The organism is Amycolatopsis alba DSM 44262 (genome assembly GCF_000384215.1).
GTDB lineage: Bacteria > Actinomycetota > Actinomycetes > Mycobacteriales > Pseudonocardiaceae > Amycolatopsis > Amycolatopsis alba.
Genome location: NZ_KB913032.1, coordinates 4,836,805 through 4,853,861, shown reverse-complemented (window position 1 = coordinate 4,853,861; position 17,057 = coordinate 4,836,805). Strand labels below are relative to the sequence as shown.

General features: G+C 69.6%; 18 protein-coding genes. 10 read left to right on the top strand and 8 right to left on the bottom strand.

The window, feature by feature from the left end; translation table 11 throughout:
* Positions 1-7 precede the first annotated feature (7 nt).
* Positions 8-1,204: an acyl-CoA dehydrogenase family protein gene (locus AMYAL_RS0123365; RefSeq protein WP_020633686.1), complete on the bottom strand. Its 1,197-nt coding sequence runs from the start codon at positions 1,202-1,204 to the stop codon at positions 8-10.
* Positions 1,205-1,467: 263 nt separating this feature from the next.
* On the opposite strand from AMYAL_RS0123365, the gene AMYAL_RS0123355 reads away from it, so the two are divergent.
* Positions 1,468-1,860, top strand: a complete 393-nt coding sequence (locus AMYAL_RS0123355; RefSeq protein ID WP_020633685.1) for a DUF4190 domain-containing protein — start codon at positions 1,468-1,470, stop codon at positions 1,858-1,860.
* Between the two features lie 49 nt (positions 1,861-1,909).
* Entirely contained in the window at positions 1,910-2,563 is a 654-nt protein-coding gene (locus AMYAL_RS0123350; RefSeq protein ID WP_020633684.1) for a DUF4190 domain-containing protein, read from the top strand.
* 126 nt (positions 2,564-2,689) lie between these two features.
* Here the strand turns inward: AMYAL_RS0123350 and AMYAL_RS0123345 are convergent, their stop codons facing one another.
* The gene (locus AMYAL_RS0123345) at positions 2,690-3,535 is read right to left on the bottom strand and encodes a slipin family protein (protein WP_020633683.1); all 846 of its coding nucleotides are present in this window, start codon (positions 3,533-3,535) and stop codon (positions 2,690-2,692) included.
* Between the two features lie 88 nt (positions 3,536-3,623).
* On the opposite strand from AMYAL_RS0123345, the gene AMYAL_RS0123340 reads away from it, so the two are divergent.
* From AMYAL_RS0123340 to AMYAL_RS0123325, 4 genes are read left to right on the top strand one after another with little or no spacing between them, the layout of a single operon-like run.
* Positions 3,624-4,535 carry an aminoglycoside phosphotransferase family protein gene (locus AMYAL_RS0123340; RefSeq protein ID WP_020633682.1) on the top strand — a complete coding sequence of 304 codons (912 nt, stop codon included), beginning with the start codon at positions 3,624-3,626 and terminating at the stop codon, positions 4,533-4,535.
* Positions 4,536-4,579: 44 nt separating this feature from the next.
* Positions 4,580-5,896, top strand: coding sequence for a magnesium transporter MgtE N-terminal domain-containing protein (locus AMYAL_RS0123335; RefSeq protein ID WP_020633681.1), 1,317 nt, complete (start codon positions 4,580-4,582; stop codon positions 5,894-5,896).
* The gene (locus AMYAL_RS0123330; RefSeq protein WP_020633680.1) at positions 5,889-6,398 is read left to right on the top strand and encodes a DUF1003 domain-containing protein; all 510 of its coding nucleotides are present in this window, start codon (positions 5,889-5,891) and stop codon (positions 6,396-6,398) included. The genes AMYAL_RS0123335 and AMYAL_RS0123330 overlap by 8 nt, the downstream gene beginning before the upstream one ends.
* A 9-nt stretch (positions 6,399-6,407) precedes the next feature.
* Complete coding sequence (locus AMYAL_RS0123325) at positions 6,408-7,553, top strand: Mrp/NBP35 family ATP-binding protein (RefSeq protein ID WP_020633679.1); 1,146 nt, start codon at positions 6,408-6,410, stop codon at positions 7,551-7,553.
* 81 nt (positions 7,554-7,634) lie between these two features.
* On the opposite strand, the gene tatB is transcribed toward AMYAL_RS0123325, so the two are convergent.
* Positions 7,635-8,054 carry a Sec-independent protein translocase protein TatB gene (gene tatB, locus AMYAL_RS0123320; RefSeq protein WP_020633678.1) on the bottom strand — a complete coding sequence of 140 codons (420 nt, stop codon included), beginning with the start codon at positions 8,052-8,054 and terminating at the stop codon, positions 7,635-7,637.
* A 55-nt stretch (positions 8,055-8,109) separates the two neighbouring features.
* A complete protein-coding gene (locus AMYAL_RS0123315) occupies positions 8,110-9,651 on the bottom strand; it encodes a S1C family serine protease (RefSeq protein ID WP_026467371.1) in 1,542 nt (513 codons plus the stop codon).
* A 162-nt stretch (positions 9,652-9,813) separates the two neighbouring features.
* Here AMYAL_RS0123315 and AMYAL_RS0123310 point away from each other — a divergent pair, with 162 nt between their 5' ends.
* Positions 9,814-10,476: an LppU/SCO3897 family protein gene (locus AMYAL_RS0123310; protein WP_020633676.1), complete on the top strand. Its 663-nt coding sequence runs from the start codon at positions 9,814-9,816 to the stop codon at positions 10,474-10,476.
* 9 nt (positions 10,477-10,485) lie between these two features.
* Here the strand turns inward: AMYAL_RS0123310 and AMYAL_RS0123305 are convergent, their stop codons facing one another.
* Both AMYAL_RS0123305 and sigE read right to left on the bottom strand, forming a co-directional pair.
* Complete coding sequence (locus tag AMYAL_RS0123305; protein WP_020633675.1) at positions 10,486-11,181, bottom strand: anti-sigma factor family protein; 696 nt, start codon at positions 11,179-11,181, stop codon at positions 10,486-10,488.
* Positions 11,178-11,798: an RNA polymerase sigma factor SigE gene (gene sigE, locus AMYAL_RS0123300; RefSeq protein ID WP_026467370.1), complete on the bottom strand. Its 621-nt coding sequence runs from the start codon at positions 11,796-11,798 to the stop codon at positions 11,178-11,180. The genes AMYAL_RS0123305 and sigE overlap by 4 nt, the downstream gene beginning before the upstream one ends.
* Positions 11,799-11,976: 178 nt before the next feature.
* Between sigE and AMYAL_RS0123295 the strand changes: the two genes are divergently transcribed.
* The gene (locus AMYAL_RS0123295) at positions 11,977-12,627 is read left to right on the top strand and encodes an O-methyltransferase (RefSeq protein WP_005155387.1); all 651 of its coding nucleotides are present in this window, start codon (positions 11,977-11,979) and stop codon (positions 12,625-12,627) included.
* Positions 12,628-12,640: 13 nt separating this feature from the next.
* Here the strand turns inward: AMYAL_RS0123295 and AMYAL_RS46030 are convergent, their stop codons facing one another.
* Positions 12,641-13,891: an MFS transporter gene (locus tag AMYAL_RS46030; RefSeq protein WP_020633673.1), complete on the bottom strand. Its 1,251-nt coding sequence runs from the start codon at positions 13,889-13,891 to the stop codon at positions 12,641-12,643.
* Positions 13,892-13,996: 105 nt separating this feature from the next.
* Here AMYAL_RS46030 and AMYAL_RS0123285 point away from each other — a divergent pair, with 105 nt between their 5' ends.
* Both AMYAL_RS0123285 and AMYAL_RS0123280 read left to right on the top strand, forming a co-directional pair.
* Positions 13,997-14,881, top strand: coding sequence for a LysR family transcriptional regulator (locus tag AMYAL_RS0123285; RefSeq protein WP_020633672.1), 885 nt, complete (start codon positions 13,997-13,999; stop codon positions 14,879-14,881).
* A 70-nt stretch (positions 14,882-14,951) separates the two neighbouring features.
* Complete coding sequence (locus AMYAL_RS0123280) at positions 14,952-15,563, top strand: phosphatase PAP2 family protein (RefSeq protein WP_020633671.1); 612 nt, start codon at positions 14,952-14,954, stop codon at positions 15,561-15,563.
* A gap of 8 nt (positions 15,564-15,571) precedes the next feature.
* Here AMYAL_RS0123280 and AMYAL_RS0123275 read toward each other — a convergent pair whose 3' ends face one another.
* The gene (locus AMYAL_RS0123275) at positions 15,572-17,047 is read right to left on the bottom strand and encodes a leucyl aminopeptidase family protein (protein WP_020633670.1); all 1,476 of its coding nucleotides are present in this window, start codon (positions 17,045-17,047) and stop codon (positions 15,572-15,574) included.
* Between the last annotated feature and the right edge of the window lie 10 nt (positions 17,048-17,057).

Sequence of the window (17,057 nt, the reverse complement as noted above, 5' to 3'; positions counted from 1 at the left end):
CGAACCTTCAGGAGCGCGACTTGTACTCGCGGAGCAGGCCACGGCTGATGATGGTCTTCTGGATCTCACTGGTGCCCTCGCCGATGAGCAGGAACGGCGCCTCGCGCATCAGGCGCTCGATCTCGTACTCCTTCGAGTAGCCGTAGCCACCGTGGATGCGGAACGAGTCCTGGGTGACCTCGGCGCAGTACTCGCTGGCGATCAGCTTCGCCATGCCCGCCTCGACGTCGTTGCGCTCGCCGGAGTCCTTGAGGCGGGCGGCGTTGACCATCATCAGGTGCGCGGCCTCGACCTTGGTGGCCATCTCGGCGAGTTTGAACGCCACCGCCTGGTGCTCGGCGATCGCCTTGCCGAAGGTCTTGCGCTGCTGGGCGTACTCCACCGCCAGCTCGAACGCACGGATCGCGATGCCGCAGGCACGCGCGGCGACGTTGACGCGCCCGACCTCGACGCCGTCCATCATGTACGCGAAGCCCTTGCCCGGCGCCTCGCCGAGGACCATGTCGGCACCGATCTCGTAGCCGTCGAAAACGGCCTCGGTGGTGTCGACGCCCTTGTAACCCATCTTGTCGATCTTGCCGGGGATGGTGAGGCCGGGAGCGACCTCGCCGAAGCCCTCCGGCTTCTCGACCAGGAACGTGGTCAGGTTCTGGTGGGCCTTCTCGGCGCCCTCGTCGGTCTTGACGAGCAGCGCGATCAGGTTGGAGCTGCCACCGTTGGTCAGCCACATCTTGGCGCCGTCGATGACGTACCCGTCGTCGGTCTTGCGGGCGCGGGTCTTGATGGCGGCGACGTCGGAGCCGAGGTCAGGCTCGGACATCGAGAACGAGCCGCGCACCTCGCCGGTCGCCATGCGGGACAGGAAGTGCTGCTTCTGCTCCGGCGTCCCGTGGCGGGAGATCATGTGCGCCACGATGAAATGCGTGTTGATGACACCGGAGACGCTCATCCAGCCGCGCGCGATCTCCTCGACCACGAGCGCGTAGGTCAGCAGCGATTCGCCGAGGCCGCCGTACTCCTCGGGGATGGTGAGCCCGAACAGGCCCATCTCCTTCATCCCCTCGACGATGTCGGCGGGGTAGGTGTCGGAGTGCTCGAGCTCCTGCGCGCGCGGGATGACCTCCTTGTCCACGAACTGGCGGACCGTGGCCAGGATTTCGGACTGCACGTCGGTCAAGCCGGCGGTCTGGGCGAGGCGAGCCATCGCTGCTCCTAAATTCGCGCGCACCGGGCTCCCGGCGCTGGGTTACCGGTGAGTATGACGCCTGACCGGGGACCTCGCTATGAGCGCAGTCACGCGTACACCATCGGTGCCATCGCACTACAGTGGCAAGCTGATCACGGTCCGAGGGGGACGGCGGGTGATCATCTCTCCCGCCATCGCGGTCGCGGTCCCGCCGAACATCGCCGCGAAACACGGAGCTTTCCGCTGACGACTACGGTCCGAAGCCGACGAGGGGACCCAGCATGACGAATCCGCATGACCCGTACGGGCAGCAACAGCCGTATGGGCAGCAGCAGCCGTCCGGGCAGTTCGAACAGCCGTACGGCCTCCAGCCGTACCAGCCTCCGCAGCAGTACTACGTCCAGCAGGCCTACGTCCGGCCGCCGGACCAGGGCATGGCGGTGGCGTCGCTGGTGTGCTCGCTGATCGGGCTGATCATGTGCTTCCCGGCGATCCTGGGGATCATCTTCGGGCACATCGCGCTCGGAAAGGCCAAACGCGGCGAAGCCGGTGGCCAGGGCATGGCGCAGGCCGGGATGATCATCGGCTACGTGGTCACCGGGCTGTGGCTGATCCCGGTCATCCTGTGGTTCGTTTTCGTGGTGTTCGCGATCGGTGCCGCGGGCGTCTCCTGACCCGTCCCCGGATACGGTGGGGTCCCGCACGAACCAGGGGGCCAACCGGATGAGCAGTCCCGACTCGCAGGACACACCGTCGACGTCGTCCTACACCGACTCGAACACCTTCTCGGACCCGACCTCGGCGTCCGAGACCGTGGCGAGCCCGTCGCCGACGGAACCGCAGCAGTTCCAGCCGCCCGCTCCCTTCGAGCCGCCGCCGCCGTTCGAGCCGCCCGCCCCGTTCGAGGTTCCTTCGGCCGATGCGCCGACGCCCGCCCCTGGGCCGGCTCCGGTGCCGGTGCCGGATGAGACGTACGGGCAGGCCATCGACCCGCTGACCGCCGAGCCCGTCCCGCCGTCCTTCGCGGCTCCGGACGCTCCTGCTCCTCCGGTGTACACGCCCGCGCCGGTCGCGTACCCGCCTCAGCCGTACGTTCAGCCGTACAACCCGTACGCGGCCTCGGCGGCGCCGCGGTCGCAGGACAACGGGATGGCGATCGCCGGGCTGGTGTGTTCGCTGGTCGGGCTCTGCTCGTGCGTGACCGTGATCGTCGGGGTGATCCTGGGGCACATCGGGCTGGCGAAGGCGAACCGCGGTGAGGCGGGCGGGCGCGGCATGGCGCTCGCGGCGGTGATCATCGGCTACGTCGTGATCGCGCTGTACGTCGGGTTCTTCGGGACTTTGATCATTCTGGGCGTCAACGGGGAGCTGGATTAGCGCAGGGCTCGCGAGTGGCAAGTGTCGTTAGAGCGGACCCGTATTTGCCTACCTGCGCGTGGGCGGGCTCGACGGTGGAGGATTTAGGACGTTGAACGTCCCAAATCCTCCACGCTCGACCACCACTCACGAGTTCGGGGCCGCATCGTCCGGCTCCCGTGGCGCCGGCGCCACCTGCCCGTTGGACTCCGGGGCCTTCACGGCCTCCGGCGCATTGTTCTTGGGCGTGGCAGCGTCGAGAAAGCGCAGCAGCTCCACCGGGAACGGCAGGACCAGCGTCGAGTTCTTCTCCGCCGAGACCTGCACGACGGTCTCCAGCAGCCGCAACTGCAGCGCCGCCGGGGTGTCGGCCATGGTCGCGGCCGCCTGCGAGAGTTTGTACGACGCCTGCAGTTCCCCGTCGGCCGAGATGACCCGCGCCCGCCGTTCGCGTTCGGCTTCGGCCTGGCGTGACATCGAGCGTTTCATCGACTCCGGCAGCGCGACGTCCTTGATCTCGACCCGGTCGATGTGGATGCCCCAGTCCAGCGCCGGGCTGTCGATCATCAGCTCCAGGCCCTCGTTGAGGCGTTCGCGGTTCGACAGCAGGTCGTCGAGGTCGCTCTTGCCGATGATGGACCGCAGCGAGGTCTGCGCGACCTGCCCGACGGCCGAGCGGTAGTCCTGCACGTTGACCGCGGCCAGCACCGGGTCGATCACCTTGAAGTACACGACCGCGTCCACCCGCACGGTGACGTTGTCGCGGGTGATGCCGTCCTGCGCGGGGATCGGCATCGTGACGATCTGCATGTTGACCTTCTGCAACCGGTCCGCGAACGGCATCAGCAGCGCGAGCCCCGGCTCCCGGATGGCCGGGCGCACCCGCCCGAACCGGAACACGAGACCGCGTTCGTACTGTTTCACCACGCGCAGGCTGGCCGCGACCCAAGCACCGCCCGCGACGGCGACCGCGCTGAGAATCTCCACCACCATGGCTGCTCCCAGGGTTGTTCTCGCTGTTCACGGTACGCCCGGCGGGTCACGGGGGAAACACGGTGGACAGGCCTGCCAAGGTGGATCCGTGACCGGTTTCAAGATCCCGCCCAAGTTCCTCGACCGCGCCGCCGAACTCGGCCCCGGAGCCGCCGAATGGCTCGACTCTCTCCCGTTCCTCGCCGAGAAGTACACCGCCAAATGGCAACTCGAATACGACGGTGACGCCATGCACGGCTTCGTCGGCGTCGCTCAGCCCGTGCGCCGCGCGGACGGCTCCCCCGCGATCCTCAAACTCGGCTGGCCGCACGAGGAATCCGACGACGAACCGCTCGCACTGTCCACTTGGGCCGGTCAGGGCGCGGTCCTGATGTACGACAACGTGCCCGAGGACGGCGTGCTGCTCCTGGAGCGGCTCGACGCCACCCGGTCGCTCGAAACGGAGCCGATCCAGCAGGCCGTCGAGACCGTCGGCGCGATCGCGCGACGGCTGGCCGTCCCCGCGCCCGAAGCATTGCGGCGATCCCTGCGCGAGGAAGCCGCCGAGCTGGTCACCGGACTCCCGGAGACCTGGCGTGAGCTGGGCGAACCGTTCGACCGCAAGTACATCGACGCCGCGGTGGAGATCTGCGTGGACCTCGGGCCGGAAGCCGGTGAGCTGATGGTGAACGAGGACCTGCACTTCGAGAACGTCCTCGCCGGGGAGCGCGAACCGTGGCTGGTGATCGATCCGAAGCCGCTTTCGGGTGACCTGGAGTTCGGCGCGATCTCGATCCTCTGGAACCGCGCGGGCGAGTCCACAATGGACGAAAAGATCAAGTGGTTCTGCGCGGCGGCCGGGCTCGACGCCGAACGCACCCTGGCGTGGACGCTCGTGCGCGCGGTGCAGAACTGGGCCTGGCTGTACGAGGACCTCGCCGAGGGCGCCTCACTCGAGAACCTCACCGAAGATCCGGCCTACGCCGCCGTCCCCGCGATCGCCGCGTGGGCATTGCGGTAGTCACACGAATCGTCGCGGGCCACGGGAGCCGATAGCCTTCTGGCATGGCAGCCGTGAACAGGGTATTCGCAGCTCAGCTGGCCGGTTTGCCGGTATTCGGGCCCGATGGTGAATCGATCGGCAAGGTACGGGACCTGGTGGCGGGCCTGCGGCTGGACCAGCAACCGCCGCGGATCCTCGGCCTCGTGGTCGAGCTGACGACCAGGCGCCGCGTGTTCGTGCCGATGTTGCGCGTGACCTCGATCGAGCCCAGCGCGGTCACGCTCGCCACCGGATCGGTGAACATGCGGCGCTTCCACCAGCGGCCCAACGAGGTGCTGGTGGTCGGCCAGCTGTTCGACGCGTACGCCACGCTCGCGGGTTCCGACACCAGGGTCACCGTCGTCGACGCCGGTATGGAGCCGACGCGGACGCGGGACTGGGTGCTCGCGAAACTCGCGATCCGCGAACGGTCGAGCAGGCTCGGCCTCGGCAGGCGGCGTTCGGCGATGCAGGTGCTGCCGTGGTCGGAGGTGTCCGGGCTCGGGCTCACCGACCTGACCGGCCAGACCCAGGGCGCGGCACAGCTGCTGATGCTGTTCGACACGATGCGCCCCGCCGACGTCGCCGCCACCGTCCGTGACCTGCCGCTGAAGCGGCGGCACGAGGTCGCCGACGCGATGGACGACGAGCATCTCGCCGACGTCATCGAGGAGCTTCCCGAGGACGACCAGAAGGAATTGCTGTCCTACCTCGCCGAGGAACGGGCCGCGGACATCCTCGAAGCGATGGACCCCGACGACGCCGCCGACCTGCTGGCCGAGCTGGCCCCCGCCGAGCAGAGCCGGTTCCTGGAGCTGATGGAGCCCGAGGAGTCGGCGCCGGTGAAACGGCTGCTGAAGTACTCCTCCGACACCGCGGGCGGTCTGATGACCCCCGAGCCGGTGGTGCTGACGCCGGACGCCACGGTCGCGGAGGCGCTCGCGCACATCCGCAACGCGGACCTCCCGGTGGCGCTGGCGAGCATGGTGTTCGTCTGCCGTCCGCCGACCGAGACGCCGACAGGGCGTTTCGTCGGCGTCGTCCACTTCCAGCGCCTGCTACGCGAACCACCGGCGGAGATGGTGGCGAGCGCCGTCGACTCGCAACTGCCCGCGCTGCGGCCGAACGCCACATTGGCCGAGGTCACCCGCTACTTCGCCGCCTACAACCTCACCTGCGGACCGGTGGTGGACGCCGAGGATCACCTGCTCGGCGCGGTCACCGTCGACGACGTCCTCGACCACCTGCTCCCGGAGGACTGGCGCGAGACCGGCCTGCACGACATCACCGGCGTGATCGCCGAAGAAACCGACGAGACCGAGGAGACCGAACGTGCCTGAACTGACGTCCGGGCGGCGGCTGGACCAGCCCCGCGGCCAGAGCCGGTTCAGGCTGAACATCGACCCCGACTCGTTCGGCCGGTTCACCGAACGGATCGCGCGGTTCCTCGGCACCGGCAAGTACCTGTTCTGGCAGACGCTGATCGTCATCATCTGGATCGTGCTGAACCTGGTCGCGGTCTCGCTGCAATGGGACCCGTACCCGTTCATCCTGCTGAACCTGGCGTTCTCGACGCAGGCCGCGTACGCCGCGCCGCTCATCCTGCTGGCACAGAACCGGCAGGACGACCGCGACCGGGTCTCACTGGACGAAGACCGGAACCGTGCCGCGCAGACGAAGGCGGACACCGAGTACCTCGCGCGGGAGCTGGCATCGCTGCGGATCGCGCTCGGCGAGGTCGCCACGCGGGACTTCCTGCGGGGCGAACTCGACAGGCTCCGTGAAGATCTTGATGCCAAGCCGCGCAAGGCCAAACCCGACCGCACGCCTACCGGTACGTAACATGGACGTGTGACCAGTACGCAGCAACTCCCCAGCGTCGACGATGTCCGCACCGCGCTGAAGGCCGTGTACGACCCGGAGATCAAGAAACCGATCACCGAACTCGGCATGGTCAAGGGCGTGGAGGTCGGCTCGGACGGTGTGGTCATCGTCGGGATCTACCTGACGGTCGCCGGCTGCCCGCTGAAGGCGACGCTGACCAACGACACCACCGAAGCCGTCAAGAAGCTCCCCGGCGTCAGCGACGTCCGGGTCGAGCTCGACGTGATGAGTGACGAACAACGCACTGAGCTGCGAAAATCGCTGCGCGGGGATGCCGCTGAGCCGGTGATCCCGTTCGCGCAGCCGGGCTCGCTGACTCGGGTCTATTGCGTCGCGTCCGGCAAGGGCGGTGTCGGCAAGTCCTCGGTGACGGTGAACCTCGCGGCCGCGATGGCCGAGCGCGGGCTCTCCGTCGGCGTGGTCGACGCGGACATCTACGGGCACTCGGTGCCGCGGATGCTCGGCACGCACGAAAAGCCGACCAAGGTCGACACCATGATCATGCCGCCGCAGGCGCACGGCGTGAAGGTCATCTCGATCGGCATGTTCACCCCCGGCAACACCCCCGTGGTGTGGCGCGGGCCGATGCTGCACCGCGCGCTGCAGCAGTTCCTCGCCGACGTCTTCTGGGGCGACCTCGACATCCTGCTGCTGGACCTGCCGCCGGGCACCGGCGACATCGCGATCTCGGTGGCGCAGCTGATCCCGAACGCGGAGATCCTGGTCGTCACCACCCCGCAGCAGGCGGCCGCCGAAGTGGCCGAGCGCGCGGGCGCGATCGCGCTGCAGACGCGGCAGCGGGTGGCCGGGGTCATCGAGAACATGTCGTGGCTGGAGACGCCGGACGGGCAGAAGATGGAGATCTTCGGCGCCGGTGGCGGGCAGTCCGTCGCCGATTCGCTGTCGAAGTCGGTCGGCTCGACCGTGCCGCTGCTCGGACAGGTGCCGATGGACCCGCGCGTGGTCTCCAACGGCGACTCGGGCACGCCGATCGTGCTGGCCGAGCCGGACGCCCCGGCGTCGCTGGTGCTCAAGGAGGCGGCGAAGAAGCTGACCGTCCGGGCGCGCGGGCTGGCCGGAATGATGCTGAACGTCACCCCCGCGGGCCGCTGACCTCCCCTTTACGCCATTTCGTCCGCTGAATGCGGTACTTGCACGCGCAAGGATCGCCTTCAGCGGACGAAAGGCATGGGGTCAGGTCGCGTCGGGGTCGACCGGAGGGCGCTCGCCCGGCTTCAGCGGCTCGGGTTGCGAAGCAGGCGCCGGGTGGCCGTTGGGCTTCGAGGCCCCGTTGGAACCGTTGGCCCCATTGGTGCCGTTGACGTCCTTGAGCCCCAGCGGGTCGGGGTCACCGTCGAACAGGTGCTGGGTCACGACCCGCTTCGGGTCGAAGTTCCGCAGGCCGCGCAGATCCTCCAGCGGCTTGCGCAACTGGTCGAACTCCGGGCCCATCTCCTCGCGCAGCTGCGTCTTGGCACCGGTCGCGAAATCGCGGACCTTGCGGACACTCTTCGCCACCCAGGCCGCCGCTTCGGGCAGCCGTTCCGGACCGAGGATGAAGAGACCCGCGACGACGATGATGAGGATTTCTCCCCAGCCGACACTCTCGAACACCTGTGTGAACCTCCGCCTCGGCGTCTTCCCCGTTCAGGGTACCCGCACGGACCCGCTAGTCCGAGGCCAGTTTCACGTCAACAACAAGTGAAGACCCATCCCGGACAAGGCGGACAGGGACCACTTCGCCGACTTCACGCGCGCGGACCGCGACGAGCAGTTCCGCCGAGTCGCGCACGAGCCGTCCGCCGACGTCGGTGATCACGTCGCCTTCCTTGATCCCGGCCGACGCGGCCGGGCCGCCGGGGGCGACGTTGCGGACCTGCGCGCCCATGGTGCTGGAGCCCGCGACGGTCGACGAGGCGTTGATGCCGATGTCGGGGTGGACGACCTTGCCGTCCTTGATCAGGGTTTTCGCGATCTTCACCGCGTAGTCGCTCGGGATGGCGAACCCGATGCCGATGCTGCCGCCTTCGGCGCTGGACGAGCGGATCGCCGAGTTGATCCCGACCAGCGCGCCGGTCGCGTCGACCAGCGCACCGCCCGAGTTACCGTGGTTGATCGCGGCGTCGGTCTGGATGGCTTCGTAGATCACCGGCGCGCTGCCGCCGTCGCCGCCCGCGGTCACCGGGCGGTTGAGCGCGCTGACGATGCCGGCGGTGACCGAGTTCTGCAGTGCCAGCGGCGAACCGACGGCGATCACCGAGTCGCCGACGGCGAGGTCGGCGGACTTCCCGACCTGCAGCGCGGTCAGGTTCTTGACGTCGACCTTGACCACGGCCAGGTCGGTTTTGGCGTCGGCGCCGACGACCTTCGCCTCGACGCGCTTGCCGTCGAAGAACACGGCGGTGACCTTGGTGGCCGAGTCGGCCGTCGCGGCAGAGATCACGTGTTCGTTCGTGAGCACGTAGCCCTGGTTGTCGATGACGACGCCGGAGCCCTGCTGTCCAGAGTCGGCGCCGGGCTTGAACACCTCGAGCGAGACCACGGCGGGTGCCACCCGGTGGGCGATGTCCGCGATCGAGCCCGCCGGACGTTCCTTGGCCGCGTCGGCCTCGGAGATGCTGGCCTGACCGGTCAGTTCGGTGCCGGTGTCGGCGAACCACCAGCCGATCAGCCCACCGGCGGCGCCGATGACCAGCGCGACGGCGGCGAGCATCGCCAGTGCCTTCGTCTGCACACGCCGCCCGAAGAGGACCTCGGGGAGGCTCAGCAGCGCACCTTGCGGGCGCTTCGCGTCCTTCTCCTCATCCGAATCCTGATGCACGGCGGGCCCGGCGAGCACCGCGCCGGAGCCGGGGTCGCGCCACGGATCCGAGGTCGTGGTCCAGAGCGGGCCGTCGGGGTCGTTCGCGGACGCCTCGGAGCCATTCGTCCCGTGCGGACGCTCCAGCACGACACCTTCGGCGCCCGGCGGGCGGCGGAAGGCCTCGGCGAGCGATTCCGGCGTCGGCGGTGCCAGGTTCAGGCCCGGCGCGGCCTGCCCGTTCGAACCGGGCTGGTAGAGCTTGTCGAAGGCGCCGTCGACGCCACGCGGCCTGCCGAACGTGGCCGCCTGCGCCGGATCGACGGCGGGCCGGGCCAGCGGGCGCGGCGCCAGCCGGTCCCCCGCCGGGTCACCAGGCTGCTGCGGATTCGCGTTCGGCTGCTCGGTCATCATTCCCCGGAGGCTGAGATCAGGTTGGCCGGACGCGAGAGTACGCCAAGCCTTGTCCTGGATTCTGCCGTGACCACGGTGAAGTGCGCGTTGATTCCCCGGAACGGCCAAGAAATGTGACACTTGAGGCAACCATGTCTCACTTGTGGCAGTCTAACCGGCATGTCGGAGAACACGGGAACTCCTTTCCCGCCTCAGAACGCCCCTCACCAGCAGTGGCCGCAGCACCAGCAGCAGTGGCCCCACCAGCAGCAGGGCTGGCCCCAGCAGCCGCCCAAGAAGAAGGGCCTGTCCACCAAGGTGAAGGTCCTGCTGCTCGTCGCCGCGCTCGTCGTGGTCGGCGGCGGGCTCGGCCTGGTCTTCGTGCTGAAGGCGGCCGCCGGGCCGGAGAAGCAGGCGGGGAAACTGACCGAGGGCGACTGCGTCGTGCTGACCGGATCAGGCAAGGAGGCCGACGCGGTCAAGACGCCGTGCGACTCGCCTCAAGCGCCGTACGCGGTGAGCCTCACCGGCGTGAACAAGGGCGATTGGGACTGTAAAGAGGGCTTCTACCGCTACGCCGTCGAGACGCCGCTGCGCGGGGAGGGCGTCGCCCTGTGCCTGGCGATCAACGCCAAGGTCGGCTTGTGCTTCGACGACATCGAGAGCAAGACCCCGCCGCCGCTCAAGGACTGCGGCTCGGCGCGGCTGAAGATCAGCGAGGTCTTCCCGCAGTCGAGCATGGTGAACAGCCCGTGCGCGGAAGGCACCGCGAACGTCATCTCCTACGCCAGTTACGGGACTTCGAAGTTCAAGAGCGCGACGATCTGCTTCGTCAAACCCTGACGAAGCAGATCAGCGAACCGACGCGGGCACGGGCACGCTCGACGTGCTCGGGCTCGGCGCGGTGCTCTGCGAAGGTTGCGGCGGCCTGGCGCCGCCCAGCTGCGCTGGCAGCAGACCGGCATTGACGCCCTGCGGCGGGACGAAACCAGGGTTCGGCTGGTCTTCGCTGCCGTCACCCGAGGTCGCGACCAGGGCCAGGGCGCTCAGCACCAGACCCGAAACGACGACTCCGGCGCCCTGCGCGTACTTCCGCCGGGCGAGGCCGAACCGCCCGCCACCGAGAACGTTCGGCGACTGGCCGAGCGGCGTCGATGAGCCCAACGGCGCTGTGCCGCCCAAAACCCCGGTGCCGCCCAAAACTCCGGTATCGCGCAGCCCGGCGACCCTGTCCGGCCGCTGGATGGCCACGAGCTGGCCGTCGGCCGTCATCGCCAGATTGTCCGGCGTGCCGGGGAGTTCGGTGTTCTGCGGGATGGAGCACAGGCTGGCCAGGAAACCCGCCGACATCGACGGGGCTCCCGCCTGCTTCACGGCCGCGACGGCCTGGCGCTGCGCGGAAACCTCGGCCGCGCAGACCTGGCAGCGGGCGATATGCGCCGAGGCCCTGTCCTGGGCGCCGAGGGTCAGCTCGCCGTCCACGAAGGCGACGATGGCGTCCGGAAGCAGATGCGACTCGGGGAGTCCCCAACCTCGCGGTGCGGTCATACCCCCACCTTCGCAGACTCCCGCGCCTCGGCGCGACGACGCTCCAAAGAAGCACGAAGCGCCTGGCGGCCGCGGTGGATCCGGCTGCGCACGGTGCCGAGCTTGACACCGAGAGTGGCGCCGATCTCCTCGTACGAGAGGCCTTCGACGTCACACAGCACGACCGCGGCGCGGAACTCGGGCGGCAACTCGTCGAGCGCGGCCTGCAGGTCCGGGTCGAGATGCGTGTCCGAGTAGACCTGCTCGGGGCTCGGGTCGTCACCGACGATGCGGTCGGTGTCCTCGGGGAGGCCTTCCATCCGCACGCGCGAGCGACGGCGGGCCATGTCGAGGAAGAGGTTCGTGGTGATGCGGTGCAGCCAGCCTTCGAACGTGCCGGGCTTGTAGGACGCGAGCGAGCGGAAGACCCGGATGAAGGTCTCCTGCGTCAGGTCCTCGGCGTCGTGGGCGTTACCGGTCAGGCGGTACGCCAGCCGGTACACGCGGTCGGCGTGCTCACGCACGACCTCGTCCCACGAGGGCGGCGTCCATGCGGCTTCGTCCACGGTCACCGGCGTGACCTGGTCCGCGTGCTGGTCTTGCATCGTGTCCTGCATCGGGGAAGTAGGCACCTCCATCAGCGTCTTCTCCCAACTACTCCACCCAACGCGGGCGATGTGCACGGTGTTCCCGTTGTCGAGGACCAGTCTGTCCGGCCTGCTTATGTTTCTAGTGAGACTGGACTGAGAAGAGGCTGAGAAGTCGGTACCAGGGAGTCTTCGCTCTTTTGCCGATAGGCAGCGCTAACCTCCGCGTGTGAATTCCGGGACGCATGCGGGCTCGCCTGCCGAGGCCGCCGACGCCGACCTCGTCGACGGGTACCTCCCCGACGACGAGGTTCTGGCCACCGCGCGGGCGCGGTCGGCCGATCTGGGATGCGGTCCGCTGAGCGCGGGCGCGGGCGCGACCCTGCGTTTTCTCGCCACGACACTGCGGGCGAAGGCCGTCGTCGAGGTCGGGACCGGGGCGGGGGTGAGCGGGTTGTGCCTGCTCAGGGGCATGGTCGACGACGGAATCCTCACCTCGATCGACATCGAGCCGGAGTACCACCGGGCGGCCCGGTCCGCGTTCCGTGAGGCCGGTTATCCGCCGGGACGGACCCGGCTGATCATGGGCCGCGCGCTCGACGTCCTCCCCCGGCTCACGCCCGGCGGCTACGACCTGGTGTTCGTCGATTCGGCGCCGATCGAGTACCCGAGTTGCTACGAGAAGGCCGTCGCGCTGCTCCGGCCCGGCGGGATACTGGCGTTCCACAATGTCTCGGGCACCAGGGTGACCGATCCCTCACGGCGCGATCCGGACACCCTCGCGCTGCGCGAGGTCGCGCGGGCCTTCCGGGAGGACGAACGGCTGGTCCCGGCGCTGCTGCCGGTGGGCGGCGGGCTGCTGGTCGCCGCGATCGCGTAGCAAGGGACCTTTGCTATCGCCGGGGGCTGAAGACGCGGTCCGTGAAGGCCTCCTTCCCTACGCTCAGGGTAGGGAAGGAGGCCTTCACGGACTTGGGGACCACCGCGACCACGGCCGCCCCGGCGAGGGCCAGCCAGCTGGCGGTCAGGGCGATCAGCCAGGTCCAGCCTGCGTGCCCGTAGACGGTCGCGCCGACGGCGCCGCCGATGCTGCTGCCGAGGTAGTACGAGAGCGTGTAGAGCCCGCCCACCTGGCCTCGCGCGTTGTCGGGCGCCTCCGCCGCGGCCCAGCCGTTGGCGACGGCGTGCGCGGCGAAGAAGCCGCCGGTCAGCACCACGAAACCGGCGACGACCAAGGGCAGCGAGTCGGACAGCGTCAGCGCGGCCCCGGCGATCGTGAGCAGCAGCGCGCCCACGAGTGCCCGGCGACGGCCGAGCCTGTCGACTAGTTTGCCCGCGGTCGCGGACGAGACCGAACCCATCGCGTAGGCGAGGAAGACCAGCGACGCGATCGCGGGCGAGAGGTTCAGCGGCTCGCCGGTCAGGCGGAATCCGGCGGCGTTGTACAGCGCGACGAACGAGCCCATCGCCAGCAGCGCGACCGCGTACTGGACCAGGAGGACCGGCTTCCGGACCGCGGCGCCGAGGCCGGCCAGCACCGCCCGCCCCTGCTCGCGCAACCGCTCTGACCTGGGACGATCCTCGGAAGTGATAGTAAAGGTCCCTTGCTTTCCCGGCGGCAGGGCCAGCACCGTGACCACCGCGCAGACCAGCCCGATCACCGCGACGACGAGCAGTGCGCCCCGGTAGCCGAACGGACCGGCGGTGAACCCGGCCGCGAGCCTCCCGACCATCCCGCCGATGGTGTTCCCGGCGATCATCGCGCCCACCGCCGCCGCGAGCCCGGCCTTGCCGAGCCGTTCCGCGAGGTAGGCCGCAGCCACTCCGGGGAACCCCGCGATGGCCACCCCTTGCAGCGCCCGCAGCACCAGCAGCGCCGGGTAGCTGGGCGCCAGCGGCAGGAGAAAGCCGAACACGACCGACGCGACCACCGAAGCGATGATCACCGGACGCCGTCCCACGACCTCCGAGAGCGCCGCGATCGGCAGCACGGCGATGGCGAGCGCGCCGGTCGCGACACTCACCGCGAGAGAAGCGCCACCGGGGTCGAGGTGGTATTGCCCGGCCAGCTGCGGCAGCACCGGCTGCGGCGCGTAGAGCAGGGCGAACGACGAGATCCCGGCCGCGGCGACGGCGATCGTCACCCGGCGGGTGGTTCCGGTGGCAGACACGATCTTGAAGCTAAGCCTGGCTAACCAATACGTCTAATACGATCATCTGCCACAATCGATACCGTGCTGAATGAAAGGATGACCGCCCAGTTAGCCCCCCAGCTCGCGCTGCTCTCCGCACTGCGCCGCACGACGAACGTCACACGCGCGGCCGAACTGCTCGGTGTCCCGCAGCCGACGGTGAGCCGCCGGATCTCGGCGCTCGGCGAGGCTCTCGGCGCGCCGCTCACGGTCCCCGACGGCCGGGGCATCCGGCTCACCCGTGCCGCCGAGCTACTGGCCGACGCCGCCGAACGTGCCCTCGCCGACGTCGACGCCGGAGTCCGCCAAGCCCGCGAAGAGGTCGACCCCGAGTCCGGGCACGTCGTTCTCGGCTTCCTGCACCTGCTCGGCCGGTCACTGGTCCCCACCATGCTCCGCGGCTACCGCGCGGACCATCCGGGAGTCCGGTTCACGCTGGTCCAGGGCTCACGACAGGACATGGTCGACAGGCTGACCAGCGGCGAACTCGATCTCGCGCTGCTCGCGCCCGCCCCCGTCGACGATCCGCTGCTCGACACGGCCGTGCTCTCCGAGCAGGAGATCTTCCTTTCCGTCCCGACGTCGCATCGGCTCGCCGACCGGCCCAGCGCCGCCATCGAAGATCTCGAGGACGAGGAATTCGTCCTGCTGGAGACGGGCTACGGTCTCCGCACCATCACCGACGAACTGTGCGCCGCGGCAGGCTTCGAACCGAAGATCGCCTTCGAGGGCCAGGAGTCCGACACCGTCCGCGGACTGGTCGCGGCCGGGCTCGGCGTGGCGCTGCTCCCCCGGTTCGAACCCGGCAGCCCGGCGGGTGTCGCCGAAGTCCCGCTGGTGCCGCCGGTCGGGCGGACCATCGGGCTGGCGTGGCGCAAGGACGTCGTCCTGCCGCCCGCGGTGATGCGGTTCCGGGAGCGGGTCCGCGCGCGGCAATGGTGACGTTCGTCAGGGTCGTTCCCTGACGAACGCGCAATGCGGCGCGGCTGTCTTTTTCGCTAACTTCGGGTGAATGTACGACGACATCGTGGAGCTGGCGGACGCGAGCCCGAGCTGGCTTCAGACGGCAGGCATCCTGTTCACCGAAGCAGGACTGCTCGCCTTCGCCGTGCTCTTCGTGTGGATGATCTGGCGGGCCCGCGCTTCTCCCGCCCGACTCGCGGTAGCGCTGCTGCCGCCTGCGGGAACCGCGCTCGCGTACGTGATCAGCGAAGGACTGAAGAGCGTGATCCAGGAGGACCGGCCGTGCCGGAACCTCGTCACGCTCGTCGCCTGCCCGCCGACCGGCGACTGGTCCTTCCCGAGCAACCACTCCACGATCGCCGCGGCGGCCGCCGTCGGGCTGGCCCTCGCCTGGCGGCGGCTCGCGCCGTGGGTGCTCCCCGGCGCCTTGCTGATGGGCTTCTCGCGGGTGTTCGTCGGCGCGCATTACCCGCACGACGTTCTCGCTGGGCTCGTCCTCGGCTCCGTGACGGCGTGGCTCGTGTTCCGGTACCTGTCAGGCCCCGCGACCGGCATCGCCCGCCGTCTCACCGCGCATGCCGGGGACGCGCCCACCCAGCCCATGCCCAGGGTGCGCCTGCGAGGCGATAGCAAAGGCCCCTTGCTCCCGCCCCGCAGGTAAGCCGCAGGTCAGACGTAGGAGGCGACCAGTTCGACCAGCGTCCGCGTCGCGAAACCGGTGGCTCCGGGCACGACGTCGGAGTAGGTCTTGTCGGCCCGCGCGGGGCCGGCGATGTCGAGATGCGCCCACGGCACGTCGCCGACGAACTCCCGCAGGAACAGTGCCGCGACGATGCCGCCGGGACCGCCCGGCGCCTGCCGGATGTCGCCCAGCGAACCCTGGACGGTCTCGGCGAGGTCTTCCAGCAGCGGCATCCGCCACCACGCCTCGCCGACCCGCTCGCCCGCCTTCGTGACCCGCTCCGCGAGGACGTCGTCGGTGGCGAAGACGCCACCGGTCCGGACGCCGAGTGAGACCTTCATCGCGCCGGTCAGCGTCGCCGCGTCGATCACGGCGTCGGGCTTGTGCTTCTTGATGCCGTAGACGAGCGCGTCGGCCAGGACCATCCGGCCCTCGGCGTCGGTGTTGCCCACTTCGGTGGTCTTGCCGCCGTAGTGCCGGACGATGTCGCCGGGCCGGTACGACGAACCGGACACGTGGTTCTCGGCGGCGGGCACCAGCCCGGTCACCTTGACCGGCAGGCGCAGCGCGGCGATCGCGCGGACGGCGGCGATGATCGCCGCGCCGCCCGCCATGTCGGTGCGCATGAGGTGCATGCCGTCGGCCGGTTTGATCGAAAGACCGCCGGTGTCGAAGGTGATGCCCTTGCCGACCAGCAGCAGATGCGTCGTCGTGCCGCGCGGCCGGTATTCCAGCTCGATCAGCCGCGGCGGTGCGGCCGAACCGCCGCCGACGGCGAGGACGCCGCCGAAGCCCTGTTCGGCCAGCCACTTCTCGTCCCGGACCGTCACGGCCAGGTTCGGGATGCCGCCGGAGGCGCGCGCGGCCGTGTCGGCGAGCCAGGCGGGGGTCTTGATGTTCGACGGCGTGTTCGCCAGGTCGCGCGCGAACGCGGCGGCCGCGGCGAGTTCGCGGATCCGCTCCAGCGCCTTGTCGTAGGCGGGCACGGCGCGTTCGTGGCGGGTGAGCAACCGCACGGCCCGCAGGCTCGGCTTCGGCTCTTCGGCCGTCACCGTGAAGCGGTAGCCGCCCAGCAGCAGCCCGAACGCGAGTTCTTCGAGGTGCTCGGCGCCCACGTCCTCGGGCAGTTCGACGGCGAAGGTGCGGAACGCCTTCTGACCCGCTTTGACGTCGTCCTCCAGCGCCGCCGAGACAGCGCGGACCAGCGCGGCACCGGCTTTGCGGTACTGCCGCGGTTCGCCGTCGCCGACGCCTGCCAGCCAGCGGGTGCGGCCGGTCGGCACGGTCTGCACGTCACCGGCCTTGCCGGAGGGCCGCACGCCGCCGATCTCCGCGAGTCCGGCGTCACCGTCCTCTTCGGACGGCGCCGCGATCAGCGTGGCCAGCGGCGTTCCGCGCCGCAGGTCGTCCGAGACCTCGAGTTCGAGCAGCTTCCCCGGAACGGGGGGTAGCGGGTTACGCACAGTGAGCGAC

What these genes read in the sequence shown, in the direction of transcription:
- AMYAL_RS0123285 (WP_020633672.1), top strand. Translation starts at nt 13,997, where the DNA reads ATGACCGCCCAGTTAGCCCCCCAGCTCGCGCTGCTCTCCGCACTGCGC.
- AMYAL_RS0123365 (WP_020633686.1), bottom strand. Translation starts at nt 1,204, where the DNA reads ATGGCTCGCCTCGCCCAGACCGCCGGCTTGACCGACGTGCAGTCCGAA.
- AMYAL_RS0123345 (WP_020633683.1), bottom strand. Translation starts at nt 3,535, where the DNA reads ATGGTGGTGGAGATTCTCAGCGCGGTCGCCGTCGCGGGCGGTGCTTGG.
- AMYAL_RS0123305 (WP_020633675.1), bottom strand. Translation starts at nt 11,181, where the DNA reads ATGACCGCACCGCGAGGTTGGGGACTCCCCGAGTCGCATCTGCTTCCG.
- AMYAL_RS0123315 (WP_026467371.1), bottom strand. Translation starts at nt 9,651, where the DNA reads ATGACCGAGCAGCCGAACGCGAATCCGCAGCAGCCTGGTGACCCGGCG.
- AMYAL_RS0123310 (WP_020633676.1), top strand. Translation starts at nt 9,814, where the DNA reads ATGTCGGAGAACACGGGAACTCCTTTCCCGCCTCAGAACGCCCCTCAC.
- AMYAL_RS0123280 (WP_020633671.1), top strand. Translation starts at nt 14,952, where the DNA reads ATGTACGACGACATCGTGGAGCTGGCGGACGCGAGCCCGAGCTGGCTT.
- AMYAL_RS0123335 (WP_020633681.1), top strand. Translation starts at nt 4,580, where the DNA reads ATGGCAGCCGTGAACAGGGTATTCGCAGCTCAGCTGGCCGGTTTGCCG.
- sigE (WP_026467370.1), bottom strand. Translation starts at nt 11,798, where the DNA reads ATGGAGGTGCCTACTTCCCCGATGCAGGACACGATGCAAGACCAGCAC.
- AMYAL_RS0123350 (WP_020633684.1), top strand. Translation starts at nt 1,910, where the DNA reads ATGAGCAGTCCCGACTCGCAGGACACACCGTCGACGTCGTCCTACACC.
- AMYAL_RS0123355 (WP_020633685.1), top strand. Translation starts at nt 1,468, where the DNA reads ATGACGAATCCGCATGACCCGTACGGGCAGCAACAGCCGTATGGGCAG.